The sequence below is a fragment of the Nostoc sp. genome, assembly GCF_036917555.1.
GTDB lineage: Bacteria > Cyanobacteriota > Cyanobacteriia > Cyanobacteriales > Nostocaceae > Nostoc.
In genome coordinates this window covers 501,572-514,161 of sequence record NZ_JBALDD010000063.1, presented here as the reverse complement: position 1 = coordinate 514,161, position 12,590 = coordinate 501,572, and the positions used below count along the sequence as shown (strand labels likewise).

Below are 12,590 nucleotides of genomic sequence, written 5' to 3'. Positions count from 1 at the left end.
AATACTATGTAAAAAGAAAAAACTGTTTGCAATGAACAGTTTAGCGGTCAATTCCAGTAAGAAACTAGAATTTTGGTTCCGAATCTCCATCTACCTATTCCCATGAGAATCCTCAAGATCCAGACATTACGCGGCCCAAACTATTGGAGCATTCGACGCCACAAACTGATCGTCATGCGCCTCGATTTAGAAACCCTTGGCGAGACGCCCTCGAATGAAATCCCTGGCTTTTATGAAGGATTAGTTGAGGCGCTGCCGAGTCTGGAGGGTCACTATTGTTCGCCTGGCTGTCGCGGTGGTTTTCTGATGCGAGTCAAAGAAGGCACTATGATCGGGCACATAGTAGAACACGTAGCCTTAGAACTCCAAGAATTAGCTGGGATGCATGTCGGCTTTGGTCGCACCCGCGAAACTGCCACGCCCGGAATTTACCAAGTAGTAATCGAGTATCTGAATGAGGAAGCGGGACGCTACGCTGGACGAGCCGCAGTACGGCTATGCCAGAGTATCGTTGATCGAGGCCGTTATCCCAAGGCAGAACTAGAGCAAGATATCCAAGACCTGAAAGACTTCACTCGTGATGCTTCCTTGGGGCCTTCTACGGAAGCGATCGTCAAAGAAGCAGAAAAAAGAGGCATTGCCTGGATGTCGCTGGAAGCCCGCTTTTTGATTCAGCTAGGCTACGGCGTGAACCAGAAGCGGATGCAGGCGACAATGACGGACAACACCAGCATTCTGGGTGTAGAACTAGCTTGCGATAAAGAAGCGACTAAACGTATCCTCGCTGCTGCTGGTGCGCCAGTACCCAGAGGTACAGTAATCAACTTCTTAGACGATTTGGAACAAGCCATTGAGTTCGTTGGCGGCTATCCTATCGTTATTAAGCCTCTGGATGGCAATCATGGACGTGGGATCACCATTGATATCAGAACTTGGGAAGAAGCTGAAGCTGGATACGAAGCTGCCAGACAAGTTTCTCGGTCAATTATTGTTGAAAGATATTACGTTGGGCGTGACCACAGGGTACTGGTCGTAAATGGGAAAGTAGTAGCAGTAGCCGAACGTGTCCCGGCTCATGTCATTGGCAACGGCAGATCCACCATTGCCGAACTGATTGAGGAAACAAACCTTGACCCAAATCGCGGTGAAGGACATGATAACGTCCTGACCAAGATAGAACTAGACCGCACCAGCTACCAGCTCCTAGAAAGGCAAGGTTACACCCTAAATAGCGTCCCACCCAAAGGTACTATTTGTTATCTCAGGGCAACAGCCAACTTGAGTACAGGTGGTAGTGCCGTAGACCGTACCGATGAAATTCACCCAGAAAATCTTTGGTTGGCGCAACGAGTAGTTAAGATTATCGGTTTGGATATCGCCGGACTCGATATCGTCACCACAGATATTAGCCGTCCTCTGCGGGAAGTAGATGGCGTGATTGTTGAAGTTAACGCCGCTCCCGGTTTTCGGATGCACGTTGCCCCAAGCGTGGGTATTCCCCGCAACGTTGCTGGTGCAGTGATGGATATGCTGTTTCCTAACGAGCAATCTAGCCAAATTCCCATCCTCAGCATCACGGGTACTAATGGCAAAACCACCACTACTCGACTACTAGCACATATTTATAAACAGACTGGAAAAGTAGTAGGTTATACTACTACTGATGGAACATATATCGGTGATTACTTAGTAGAATCTGGTGATAATACAGGTCCCCAAAGTGCCCACGTCATCCTCCAAGATCCCACAGTAGAAGTAGCAGTACTGGAAACGGCTCGCGGTGGTATTCTCCGTTCTGGATTGGGCTTTGAAGCAGCAAATGTAGGAGTAGTATTGAATGTAGCCTCCGACCACTTAGGAATAGGCGATATAGATACCATTGAGCAGTTAGCTAATCTCAAAAGTGTAGTAGCGGAAGCTGTATTCCCTGATGGCTATGCGGTACTTAACGCCGACGATCGCCGCGTCGCCGCCATGTCAGAAAAAACTAAGGCTAATATTGCTTACTTCACTATGAACCCTGATTCAGAATTAGTGCAGAAGCACATCCAAAAGGGTGGAGTAGCGGCAGTATATGAAAATGGCTATTTGTCAATTGTTAAAGGTGATTGGACACACCGCATAGAAAGAGCCGAAAATATACCTTTAACAATGGGCGGACGTGCGCCGTTTATGATTGCCAACGCTTTAGCAGCAAGTTTGGCAGCGTTTGTACAAAACGTCACAATTGAGCAGATTCGTGCTGGTTTGAAGACCTTCCGGGCTTCAGTTAGCCAAACACCGGGACGAATGAATCTATTTAATTTAGGCAACTACCACGCTTTGGTGGACTATGCCCACAACGCAGCTAGTTACGAAGCTGTAGGTTCCTTTGTGCGGAACTGGACTACAGGACAACGAATAGGCGTAATTGGTGGCCCAGGCGATCGCCGCGACGAAGATTTTGTTACTTTGGGCAAATTAGCAGCGCAAATTTTTGATTACATCATCATCAAAGAAGACGATGATACACGGGGACGACTACGGGGATCAGCCGCCCAGTTGATTATTCAAGGCATCACGGAAGTTAAGCCTGATAGCCGCTATGAATCAATTCTGGATGAAACCCAAGCGATCAATAAAGGCTTAGACATGGCTCCTGATAACAGTCTAGTGGTAATTTTGCCAGAAAGTGTTACTCGCGCAATTAAGTTAATTAAGCTGCGTGGTTTAGCCAAAGAAGAGACACACCAACAAAATCCCGGCACAACTGTCATCGATTCCCAAAATGGAATCGCACCTTCTTCTGTTGTTAATACTTTGCTGTAGTCAGGAATCAGGAGGAAGCACCGCGTTGGCTTCTCCTGACTCTTTTAATTACTGTTTTTCTTCTTCCTGATTGGTTTCCTCGCTGGGAGTTTTCATCTCCTCCTTAAAACCTCGTAGGGTTTTGCCCAGTGCAGTCCCCATTTCAGGAATTTTTTTTGGGCCGAAAATTAGAATAGCGACTATGCTAATTACAGCTATTTCTGGCCATCCCAGTCCAAACATATAAATTTCCTCTAAGGCATCTGTAATTAAATATAGACATTGATGGCTCAAATCCGATAAATTCGCCAGTGATAAGTGCTCGACCCTTTTGCAAAAACAGGGTATAAGGGCGATCGCTCCAACAGACAACTGATATCGAATTGATATCAATTCGTCAATAATCAGCTCAACTAACTTCCCATTGGATTAGTAATTGGCAAACCTAACCAATCACTTAATTCATGAGCTAACCATTCAAGTTCTGCTTCAGATTTAATACCGCCATTGTTCGCACCAATCTGATATTTTTGTCCTCCTGACCAAATATATAGTGCTGAAACGGTAATTCCATTAAAGTATTTTGGAATGTAAACCAGCTTATTAATACTTTGTCTCGGTAATGGACGCCGTTTATCCAATTTCCAAGTAAACAATTCCCAGGTTAAGGTCATTTGTTCTGAATTCAGGCGTAAGCAGAGGCGTCCAAACTTCAAGAGAAGAAACTCATGTATGGCCCAACAGTTAAGACCCAAAAAGGGAAGAAAAAATAAGGCTAACCACTTACCAGAAAGCAAGAGTGTGCCAATTATCCAACAAAGCCAGAATGAAGTCGAGGCGATCAAAAATAAACCCATGAATACTGTTGATCGATTAAAACCAGCTGGTGGAACGATAATTTCTAGAGAATCCTGATTTTTGGTTAATTGAATCTTACTCCCATCTGGTTTGCCAACAACCAAAGTAGGTAAATTTATTGACTGTGGTTTCTCTAAGGCTGCGATCGCAACAGCAGCAGAACTCAAACGCTTTTCTAAACTGGGTTCAACCATCGACTTTAACCAATTGCTAAAGCTGGGACTGAGATTAGCCGCTAGCTCAAACTGAATGCGAAAATCTTTTTGGGGTAAATCGGCTGGGTGAGTACCCGTCACCAAATAAATTAAAGTTGCACCTAAACTATAAAGGTCAGAAGCGGGAACAGTACGCCCGCCAAATTGCTCCTGTGGCATATAGCCATAGGTTCCTACCACAGTCCTAGTCCCGGTTTCTGTGGCCAGGACGGTTTGCACCGAACCAAAATCGATCAGATAAACTTCACCGACACTATTACCAGAGCGATCGCCCAATAATATATTGCTAGGCTTAATATCACGGTGGATCACAGGCGGATACAGCCCATGTAAGTAAATCAGAATCTCTAAAAGTGCTTTGGCTATCTGTTTGATTTCAGCTTCGGTAAAAGTTTGCCCAGTTTGTAAGTATTGCTCTAAAGTTTGTGCTGCAATATAAGTTTGTACTAGCGCAAATCCTTGAGTAGTTAGTGAATTTACCTCAAAATAGTCTAAATAGCGAGGTATACAGGGATGTGCTAGGTTTTTTAAAATTTTGGCTTCCCGCTCAAACAGCTTGAAATCGTCCCATTCAGAGTCACTACCAAAAGAGAGTAACTTGATGACAACTAATTCCTGAGTTTTTAAGTCACGAGCTAGCAAAGTTCTACGCCCAGCTTTTTTACCTAATAGCTGCTGAACTTCGTAGCGATCTCCCAATATTTGACCAATCATAATTAGTAAATTTTTATAATTTAAACATTTGAATTTAGCTAATTATATTTCAAAATATTACATAAAATACTACTCGCTAATATCCATACGTAACCAATCGCTTAATTCATCAGCTAACCATTCCAGTTCTGCTTCGGATTTAATTGCACCACTACTACCACCAAGTTGATATTTTTTTACTCCTACCCAAATATCCAATTGTGCGGGAACGGCAATTCTCGTGCCTTCAGAATCTTTAGTAAAATGTTTGGGAATATAAACTAACTTATTAATACTTTGTCTTGGTGATGCACGGGGACGATAAAATTTCCAAGCAAACAACTCCCAGCTTAGGGAAATTTGTTCGGAATTCAGGCGTAAGCAGATATGTCCAAATAAATGAAATAAAAATTTATACACCATCATGAAGCCAGCACCCCAAAAAGGAAGCGAGAACAAGGCAAAGGGGATGTTGACAGGAAAAGGTGCTGAGAGTGCGCCAATTGTCCAAAATAAGATAAATGAATTCCAGATGATCGCAAATAAACCTGTGAATACTATCGATGGATCAAAACCAGATGGTGGAACGATAATTTCTAGAGAATCCCCATTTTTGGTTAGTTGAATCTTACTCCCATCTGGTTTACCAACAACTAAAGTAGGCAAGTTTGTCGGTTGTGGTTTCTCTAAAGCTGCGATCGCTTGTTCAGCAGAACTCAAACGCCGTTCTAAACTAGGTTCAATCATCCACTTTAACCAATTGCTAAAGCTGGGACTGAGATTAGCCAGTTGTTCAAACTGAATGCGAAAATCCTTTTGGGGTAAATCGGCTGGATGAGTACCTGTCACTAAATAAATTAAGGTTGCGCCTAAACTATAAAGGTCTGATGCTGCAACAGTGCGTCCGCCAAATTGCTCTGGTGGCATATAGCCATAAGTTCCTACCACAGTCCTTGTCCCGCTTTCGCTAGCCAGGACAGTCTGTACTGAGCCAAAATCTACCAAATAAACTTGACCGACACTATTGCCAGAACGCTCCCCCAATAAAATATTGCTAGGCTTAATATCACGGTGAATTACAGGCGGATACAGCCTATGTAGATAAATGAGAATTTCTAAAACTGCTTTGGCTATCTGTTTGACTTCAGCTTCGGTAAAACTTCGTCCAGTTTGTAAACATTGCTCTAAAGTTTGTGCAGGGATATAAGTTTGTACTAGAGCAAATCCTTTGATGGTTGGTAAATTTACCTCAAAATAGTTTAAATAGCCAGGAATTGAGGGATGTGCTAGGTTTTTTAAAGTTTCGGCTTCTCGCTCAAACAACTTGAGTGAATCCCACTCAAAGTCACTGCTAAAAGAGAGTAATTTAATGACAACTAATTTCTGAGTTTGCAAGTCACGAGCTAATAGCGTCCGTCGCCCTGCTTTTTTTCCAAATAGCTGCTGAACTTCGTAGCGTTCGCTTAATATTTCGCCAATCATTATGGTTTCTTGTAATGCTACGGTTGAAAAGTTTTATAGCTTATAGCTTTTCAATTTGGCAAATCGATATCTTTAGTATAATTGCGTAGTTCTATGCCCTCCCAACTTTGGCCTTATATTACCCCTGGTATTCCCGATGAATTATTCGAGCATTTGCCAGGAATTCCCCTGAGCCAGCGAGAAGTCCGACTACTATTGATTGCCCAACTGCGGCTAAAATCAGATTCCGTGTTGTGGGATATTGGTGCAGGGACAGGTACAATTCCGGTAGAGGTGGGGCTATTGTGTCCAGGCGGACAGATTATCGCTATCGAAAGGGATGAAGAAGTAGCTAATCTGATCAAGCGTAACTGCGATCGCTTTGATGTGAAAAATGTCGAAGTTGTTGAAGGCAGCGCCCCAGAGTGTTTGCATGACCTCAAAATTACCCCTCACCGCGTTTGTATTGAGGGAGGTCGCCCCATTCAGGAAATTCTGCAAGCAGCTTGGCATTATTTGCCGCCATCCGGTCGGGTTGTAGCCACAGCTGCTAATCTAGAAAGTCTGTATGCTATTTCCCAGAGCTTTTCCCTATTAAGGGCTAGAAATATCGAAGTTGTCCAATCTGCGGTTAACCGCCTAGAGACACGCGGCTTTTCTCAAACTTTTACCGCCGTTGATCCCATTTTTATCCTCAGTGGTGAGAAACTAGACTAAATCCAAAATACTTCTATGCCTTGGTCTCGGATTATAAGTGGAATTGTTGCGATCGCTCTTGCTCTTTGGGCAACCCTTTTGGGGGGTTGGTACTTTACCATCATCTTTGCGGTCATCATCTTTTTGGGTCAACAAGAATATTTTAATTTGGTGCGAGCCAGAGGCATCGCTCCCGCCGCTAAAACCACTATGGCTGTCAGCCAAGTATTACTGGTTATTTGTACCCTTGATGGCAGTTTAGCTGACGCTGTGATGCCAATAGCTGGCACACTTATTTGTTTTTACCTGCTGTTTCAACCCAAATTTGCCACGATCGCTGATGTTTCCGCTTCCATTATGGGGCTATTTTACGTAGGTTATTTACCAAGTTACTGGGTGCGGCTACGAGCAATTGATAGCGCTACTTTTAGCAATCTCCCTTTTGGAGGTTACTGGCCCACAACCTGGACAGATTTCTGGGAAAAGGCAAATTCCGCTTCTTTAGCACAAGGTTTTACAGCCACACTACTAACTTTTTTGTGTATTTGGGCAGCTGATATCGGTGCTTACACTATTGGCAAATTCTTTGGGAAAACCCGTTTATCTGACATTAGCCCGAAAAAAACTGTTGAAGGCGCTGTCTTTGGTATTACTTCAAGTGTTGCCGTAGCCATAGCAGGAGCCTATTATCTCCACTTGCCCAAATCCCCCTTCACAGGTTTAGCATTGGGTTTGCTGATTGGTATTGCTAGTCTTTTAGGGGATCTCACAGAATCTATGCTCAAGCGGGATGCTGGAGTTAAAGATTCTGGGCAGTTAATCCCCGGTCATGGTGGTATTTTAGACCGTACCGATAGTTATATTTTCACAGCTCCTTTGGTTTACTATTTTGTGACATTACTTTTGCCACTAGTTAGTAAATAGGTGAATTGGGCATGGGGCACTTGTACTGAGCGACTTGTGCCGAGCGAAGCCGAGGTAAGTCGAAGTATTGGGCATTGGGCATTGAAAAGAGGCAGAGGGGCAGAGGGGAAAAACTACTGCAACTTCCCTGTGTTTCCCTGCTCTCCAGTCCCCAGTCCCCACTAGGCGCTATATCATTTAAAATAGGGTATTAATATTTTTTAATTTGTCATCATCAAGGGTTTACGTTAATCCGCCCACGACATACCAGCTTGCCTGGGATCAGCGTTAATTCTTCGATATCGACATCTGAGCCAAGATCCAGATTGTACTCATAATTGTCCTTTAATATATCTCCCCGATCAGGCTTGATTGGGATATGTACCAGTTGCAACTCATGCCCACTAAGTAATTGTAAGCTCAGACAAATCTCTAGAGGCGTTGTTTCACTATCGGTTACTCTCAAACCTCGCAGTATAATTTGGTTGTTCCCAAGGAGAATTTCTTGCCACTTGATTGGTTGTGACTGGGGGTAATCTGTTGGTAAAACCTTAACCAATAGATCGCTCAAAGCAGTCGATAATAAGTCTGATGAGAGAGAAGCGTTAAGATCCTTCTCATCTACGATCAAATCGCCAATCACTGGTACTGTTTCTAACAGTTGCAGATGTTTTCCCTTGAGTACGGAACCGATATTTACCCGAATATTTTCTGCTATTAATTGAATTTGTGTAATTAGGAGACCTTGATAAACTGCATGAGTAGCAAAAACAGATACCGAAGGAATGCGTCCAGAGAAAAGTTGGCGATCGCTGGCTTTAATCTCGACTTCTAATTCCGATATTTGACTGACCTGCGCTCTTAACCAAAGCTTGACTGCTGTTGTGAGTACCTGTGTAATTATGCGGATTTTATTTCCACTTCTTTTTTGGGGATTTTGCTCTGGCATTTAACCAATCTGTTTATGAGTATTTGCTCAACAACCGAACCGAAATTAAATAAGCTTTAAATGTAACATTTATGCCTACTCGTTACAAAATGCAAATATCATTTAATTGATAACAGTAAATAAGCAATTTCCACATGGAGGTACGGTTACAAAAAATTCTTGCTCAATGGGGTATCGCCTCACGTCGTGAAGCCGAAGAAATGATTAGGCACTCACGGGTGCGGATTAATGGGGTATTGGCACATTTAGGTCAAAAAGTCGATCCCGAAAAAGATGCGATCGCAATTGATGGTAAGCCTGTATCCCAAAAGCAGCGTCCAGCTTTAATATATCTATTGCTGCACAAACCACCGGGAGTGGTTTCAACTTGCTACGACCCTCATCGAAGACCAACAGTTCTGGATCTACTACCGAAAGAATTACGGGAGGGTTCAGGAATTCACCCAGTTGGCCGTCTAGATGCAGACTCTACAGGAGCATTAATCCTGACCAATGACGGAGAATTGACATTTGGATTAACCCATCCACGTCACAGTATTTCCAAGACATATCATGTTTTGGTCAAAGGACATCCTTCAGAAACAGTACTGCAAATGTGGCGTCAAGGTGTGATGTTGGAGGGTAGAAAAACCAGGGCCGCTAAGGTACACCTCATAGAACGTCGTACCGAGCAAAGTGTTTTAGAAATAGTGTTGCAGGAGGGAAGAAATCGCCAAATTCGCAAGATAGCTCAACAGTTAGGATACCCAGTAATCAAGCTGCATCGGACTGCGATTGGCCCAATTAAATTACAAACTCTAAAAGAACCCTTTTTGTCAGAGGGTAAATATCGTTCCCTTAAAGATTATGAGATTCGCTTTTTGCAAGATCAGATAACGCAACCTAATTATTGATTCAGTGGAATTAAGGAGTGTCAGTAGGCATGAAATGGCTAAGAAAGAAGAATAATCACCAGCCATCACTTTCATTAGAGGAACAACGAGCCGAAAAGTTGGCAGAATTAGGCGCTCAACTTTGGGCATTGCGTCAAGAACAGGGTCTATCTCTAGAACAAGTGGTTGCATTGACCAGGATTCCCCGACGATTATTGCAGGCGATCGAAGAAGGTAATTTAAACGATCTACCAGAACCAGTCTATATTCAGGGTTTGATTAGGCAATTTGCCGATGCACTCGGCTTGAATGGAGTAGAATTTTCTGGCACTTTTCCGATCAGTTCTGCACAAGTTAGCCCTCTAAGTAGGGGGAATACTTCACCCCTGGCTCAACTACGTCCGATTCATCTTTACTTTCTTTACATATTCCTAATAGTATGCTCTGTAAATGGGTTATCTCAGTTATTAAATAACGCCTTACTACAAGCAAATAATAGCCCAAACCAGCAATATCCAAAACAAAAGTCTGTTGTTAAACCAGAACTAGCTCAACTAAAAGAGTCAACACAGGTACAACCTGTCAGCGATACCCTGAGCGATGTCCAAAAGGGACAGGTTGTCCAAGTTGGTGTCACTTTGAAAGCCTCATCTTGGATTCGTGTAGTAGCCGATGGCAAAACCGAGTTTGAGGGTATTCTGCCAGAGGGAACTCACCGAGTTTGGAAAGCCCAAGAGCAACTGACAGTGAAAACTGATAATGCTGGTGGTGTGTTGGTGAGCGTCAATCAAGAGAAAGCCAAGAAAATGGGAGAGCCAGGGAAAGAAGAAGAAGTTAGGATTGCTGCCAAGCCTAAATTTTGAGATGAGGGAGATAAGGAGGTATTTATTTCTCCTTCTGCTCCCCCTGCTCCCTCATCTCCCCATTCCCCACTCCCCCTGCTCCCTACTACTCACTCCCTACTCTTCACTGGGCTTCCGGGGCGCGTCCATTAAGTCTGGTAAGAACTTTCAAGCGATCGCGCAATTCGTCTGTTATCGCTCCTGGTTGATAGCGCCACTCCCAGTTCCCCTCAGCAATACTGGGAAAATTCATCCGCGCTTCGTTTCCTAATCCCAAAATATCTTGCAAGGGAATAATCGCTTGGTTGGCTACAGAATTCAAAGCTAGGCGAATCAAATCCCAGTGAATGCCATCAGGGCTGATAGAACCTAAATAAAGCAACAAGTTTTGCTTTTCCTGCTCCTCAGCTGTATTGAACCAGCCTATAGTTGTATCATTATCGTGAGTCCCGGTATAAACTACAGCATTGTGCCGATAATTGAATGGTAAAAATGGATTAGTGGAATCAGCACTAAAGGCAAATTGCAAAATTTTCATCCCCGGAAATTCATACTTGTCTCGCAGCGCTTCTACCCCCGGTGTAATTACTCCCAAATCTTCTGCTAAGACGGGTAGTTTGCCCAACTTTTGCCTAATCACTTCAAAAAAAGCATCTCCAGGCGCTTCCACCCATTTACCATTCATGGCAGTTTGTTCACCTTGCGGCACAGCCCAATAAGCCTCGAAGCCCCGGAAGTGGTCAATGCGAATTATGTCTACATAATCCAGCATTGCCTCAAAACGCTGTACCCACCACTTAAAGTCTTGTTTTTGCAATTCCTCCCAGTTGTAAACTGGGTTTCCCCACAATTGACCGGTGGCGCTAAAGTAATCTGGTGGAACTCCTGCCATTTGGGCGGCAGCTCCTGTCTGTTCATCTAGACAAAAGATGTTGGGATGCGCCCACACATCAGCGCTATCATGAGCTACGTAGATGGGGATATCGCCGATAATGTCAATACCGCGCATGTTGGCGTAGCTTTTAAGCTCTGACCACTGGCGGAAAAACTCAAATTGGACAAATTTATAATAAAAAATCTCTTCATTGAGCCGCTCCTGTACTTGCTCCATTGCTTGTGGATCACGCTTGACAAGTTCTGACGGCCATGCGTGCCAGTTTGCATTCTCGTTGGCATCTTTCAACGCCATAAATAAGGCGTAATTATCTAGCCAATAGGCTTTGCTGTCGCAAAAACCTTCAAACTCTTTTTGTTTGATAGGTGTGGCATTGGCTCTAAAATGTTCATAGGCTTTTTTGAGTAGCCCAATTTTAACCGCCACAACCTTCTCGAAATCTACCTTTTCTTCTGGAAAACCTGGTAAATTAGCAAAGTCTTCTTCTGTTAGCAAACCCTCATCTTGCAGTTTTTCTGGGCTAATCAACAGGGGACTTCCCGCCATTGCCGAGTAGCACATATACGGAGAATTCCCGTATCCAGTGGGGCCCAAAGGTAAAACTTGCCAATATTGTTGATGGCTTTCTTTAAGAAAATCAATGAAGCGATAAGCTTCTAAGCCTAAATCCCCAATGCCAAATCGACTGGGAAAGGAGGTAGGATGCAGCAAAATACCACTTGATCTAGGAAAAGGCATAAGTAATCTAAATTATAGGAGGGAGCAATTGTCTGATGGAGACGCTAGGCGATCGCATCGAATCTATCACAGAACAGTATTCGATTATCAGTTATCAGTTGTCACAGAGCTAACAAATACAGTTAACTATTAACTGTTCACTGTTAACAGATTATGACTTACCGAAATCCTACACCGACAGTTGATATCATTATTGAACTCGTAGATCGACCTCATCGGCCAATAGTGTTAATTGAAAGACATAATCTACCTTTAGGTTGGGCCATTCCTGGTGGTTTTGTAGATTATGGGGAAGCGGTGGAAGTGGCGGCGCAGCGAGAAGCTAAGGAAGAAATAGGTTTACAGGTGGAGTTAGTTGAACAATTACTGGTGTATTCTGACCCCGATCGCGATCCGCGTCAGCATACGATTAGTATTGTGTTTTTGGCGACAGCTACGGGGGAACCTCTGGCTGGGGATGATGCTAAGGGTGTAGGCATTTTTGAGTATTGGCGAGTGCCTGGTAATTTATGTTTTGACCACGATCGCATTTTGCGCGATTATTGGCAATATCGGCATTATGGGATACGTCCGAGGTTGGGGTAAGAGGGACGAACCGCCAAGACGCCAAGGGCGCGTTCGCCCAGCGTCTCGAAGAGAAGGAAGAGGGGAGAGGAATACCTGTGACACAAAGTTTTTGTG

11 protein-coding genes are annotated in these 12,590 nt (G+C 43.8%); 6 read left to right on the top strand and 5 right to left on the bottom strand.

Features of this window, described 5'->3' with window-relative positions; translation table 11 throughout:
• Positions 1–102: 102 nt before the first annotated feature.
• A complete protein-coding gene (gene cphA / locus V7K60_RS24875) occupies positions 103–2,808 on the top strand; it encodes a cyanophycin synthetase (protein WP_334929284.1) in 2,706 nt (901 codons plus the stop codon).
• Between the two features lie 48 nt (positions 2,809–2,856).
• On the opposite strand, the gene V7K60_RS24870 is transcribed toward cphA, so the two are convergent.
• From V7K60_RS24870 to V7K60_RS24860, 3 genes are all read right to left on the bottom strand, one after another.
• Positions 2,857–3,030: a Sec-independent protein translocase subunit TatA/TatB gene (locus V7K60_RS24870; protein WP_334929282.1), complete on the bottom strand. Its 174-nt coding sequence runs from the start codon at positions 3,028–3,030 to the stop codon at positions 2,857–2,859.
• Positions 3,031–3,200: 170 nt separating this feature from the next.
• Positions 3,201–4,574 carry a serine/threonine protein kinase gene (locus tag V7K60_RS24865; protein ID WP_334929280.1) on the bottom strand — a complete coding sequence of 458 codons (1,374 nt, stop codon included), beginning with the start codon at positions 4,572–4,574 and terminating at the stop codon, positions 3,201–3,203.
• Positions 4,575–4,643: 69 nt separating this feature from the next.
• Positions 4,644–6,035: a serine/threonine protein kinase gene (locus V7K60_RS24860; RefSeq protein ID WP_334929278.1), complete on the bottom strand. Its 1,392-nt coding sequence runs from the start codon at positions 6,033–6,035 to the stop codon at positions 4,644–4,646.
• Positions 6,036–6,128: 93 nt separating this feature from the next.
• Here V7K60_RS24860 and cbiT point away from each other — a divergent pair, with 93 nt between their 5' ends.
• Both cbiT and V7K60_RS24850 read left to right on the top strand, forming a co-directional pair.
• Positions 6,129–6,731 carry a precorrin-6Y C5,15-methyltransferase subunit CbiT gene (cbiT, locus tag V7K60_RS24855; protein ID WP_099100273.1) on the top strand — a complete coding sequence of 201 codons (603 nt, stop codon included), beginning with the start codon at positions 6,129–6,131 and terminating at the stop codon, positions 6,729–6,731.
• Between the two features lie 15 nt (positions 6,732–6,746).
• Positions 6,747–7,634, top strand: a complete 888-nt coding sequence (locus V7K60_RS24850; RefSeq protein ID WP_334929276.1) for a phosphatidate cytidylyltransferase — start codon at positions 6,747–6,749, stop codon at positions 7,632–7,634.
• 214 nt (positions 7,635–7,848) lie between these two features.
• On the opposite strand, the gene V7K60_RS24845 is transcribed toward V7K60_RS24850, so the two are convergent.
• Entirely contained in the window at positions 7,849–8,562 is a 714-nt protein-coding gene (locus V7K60_RS24845) for an LmeA family phospholipid-binding protein (protein WP_334929274.1), read from the bottom strand.
• Between the two features lie 134 nt (positions 8,563–8,696).
• Between V7K60_RS24845 and V7K60_RS24840 the strand changes: the two genes are divergently transcribed.
• Together V7K60_RS24840 and V7K60_RS24835 are read left to right on the top strand one after the other, a co-directional pair.
• Positions 8,697–9,455, top strand: coding sequence for a pseudouridine synthase (locus V7K60_RS24840; protein WP_334929272.1), 759 nt, complete (start codon positions 8,697–8,699; stop codon positions 9,453–9,455).
• Positions 9,456–9,484: 29 nt separating this feature from the next.
• Positions 9,485–10,297, top strand: a complete 813-nt coding sequence (locus tag V7K60_RS24835) for a helix-turn-helix domain-containing protein (protein WP_334929270.1) — start codon at positions 9,485–9,487, stop codon at positions 10,295–10,297.
• Between the two features lie 103 nt (positions 10,298–10,400).
• Here V7K60_RS24835 and malQ read toward each other — a convergent pair whose 3' ends face one another.
• Positions 10,401–11,909, bottom strand: coding sequence for a 4-alpha-glucanotransferase (malQ, locus tag V7K60_RS24830; RefSeq protein ID WP_334929268.1), 1,509 nt, complete (start codon positions 11,907–11,909; stop codon positions 10,401–10,403).
• A 153-nt stretch (positions 11,910–12,062) separates the two neighbouring features.
• Here malQ and V7K60_RS24825 point away from each other — a divergent pair, with 153 nt between their 5' ends.
• On the top strand, positions 12,063–12,494 hold the full coding sequence (locus V7K60_RS24825; RefSeq protein WP_334929266.1) for an NUDIX hydrolase: 432 nt from the start codon (positions 12,063–12,065) through the stop codon (positions 12,492–12,494).
• Positions 12,495–12,590 lie beyond the last annotated feature (96 nt).